This window comes from Faecalibacterium intestinale (genome assembly GCF_040096575.1).
Classification (GTDB): Bacteria; Bacillota; Clostridia; order Oscillospirales; family Ruminococcaceae; genus Faecalibacterium; species Faecalibacterium intestinale.
This window is the reverse complement of record NZ_JBBMEN010000063.1, coordinates 1-1,317: the sequence shown is the minus strand read 5'-3', so window position 1 is coordinate 1,317 and position 1,317 is coordinate 1. Positions and strand designations below refer to the sequence as shown.

Annotated in this window: 2 protein-coding genes; both read right to left on the bottom strand. The window is 44.6% G+C overall.

Features of this window, described 5'->3' with window-relative positions; genetic code table 11:
- Positions 1 to 174: 174 nt before the first annotated feature.
- Positions 175 to 429, bottom strand: a complete 255-nt coding sequence (locus tag WMO20_RS14360) for a CPCC family cysteine-rich protein (protein ID WP_097781461.1) — start codon at positions 427 to 429, stop codon at positions 175 to 177.
- 48 nt (positions 430 to 477) lie between these two features.
- Positions 478 to 912: a hypothetical protein gene (locus WMO20_RS14355; protein ID WP_097773868.1), complete on the bottom strand. Its 435-nt coding sequence runs from the start codon at positions 910 to 912 to the stop codon at positions 478 to 480.
- Positions 913 to 1,317 lie beyond the last annotated feature (405 nt).

Genomic DNA, 1,317 nt, shown 5'->3' with positions numbered 1-1,317 from the left:
GGCTGCGAAAAGCGGATTTTCAAAAAGTATGGGTTTTCGTGAGAGCAAGAATCGTCCCGTGGCCACAAATTTTCAATACTCGAAAATTTCCTGTCCCCTTTGGGACTGTTTCTTGTTGGGGCGTGCCTGCCCCAAACCCTGCTTAGAGCGAGTACGGCAAACTAGAAGTTTGGGTTACGAGTGTCCATTCTCATCGCTTTCGGGCGGACGAACATAACGCAACATTTCTTCTTCACAGGCGCCAAATTCCAAATAATTGGCTTTTGCTTCGTTTAGAGTTATTCCGTGGTTTGAGTCGCTGGGGTCATCATCAGAAGCAATAAATGGATCGTTTTCCCAAAAGCAAACGGGGCAAATATACCCGCAGTCTTCTTCCGGTGGAACAGTATAGGTAAAATGCCCACAACATGGACATTGATGTTTTTTCAAATATGCTCACCTCTGCAAGTACTATTTTATCGAGTTTAGCTAGTCGCGCTATTTGGTATATGGCTCTGTGTCTTTTCCATCATATACAACGACCCTAATGTCAGCAGCTACACCAACATCCGCATGAATACCCACCGTATATTCTTTATCCGTAACATTCGTAAAAGAATAAAAACTGTTCGCCGGAATATTGTCAGATACGACTTCCTGTTCACCTTCGCAAAGCAAATGAACTACAATGTCAAAATCATTTTTATTTTGAATTGTTAGTGTACCTGTTTTGGATAAAACTTTTACATCAGAGTATGTGATTACATACTTAGCAGAAGTTGATTCTTCTGTACAGGTCACAGAGCAGTCCCACTGTATTGCTGCCTTTGCCTTTCTATAGGATTCCGAAGACCGGTATGCAGAAAATACAATAATTGCAGCTACAGCAAGAATCCCAATGATAACAGACACTATTGTTGCTTTTTTCTTCATAATCTTTGCCTCCGAAAATTTCGATTTACTGGGCTAAGCCGAGTATACCATACTCTCCGATGAAAGAACACCCCTATATAGGAGAACTTGGCCGTTTTATTGCGTACGTGCGTACCAACTTCTCCCGTACGCACGTACACAGCGATTTGCTCGAAACGCACCCTATACAGCCGTTCCCCCTCGGAGAGCCCACTACACTTTGCAGACCGCAGGGATGAAAGTGTTATAGTGGGTTATTACACTTCCGCAGAAGTGCCTTCTCCTCGCCGCAGACAGCCGGGTGTGCATTTGTGAGAGCTTTTTGTGCGGCGAATCCACATCGCCCATGGGCGATGTAAGCAGGGATTCCAAAGGGGCGCAGCACCCTTGGCACACGACTTTGGTACAAAGTCTAGTGTGTTACAC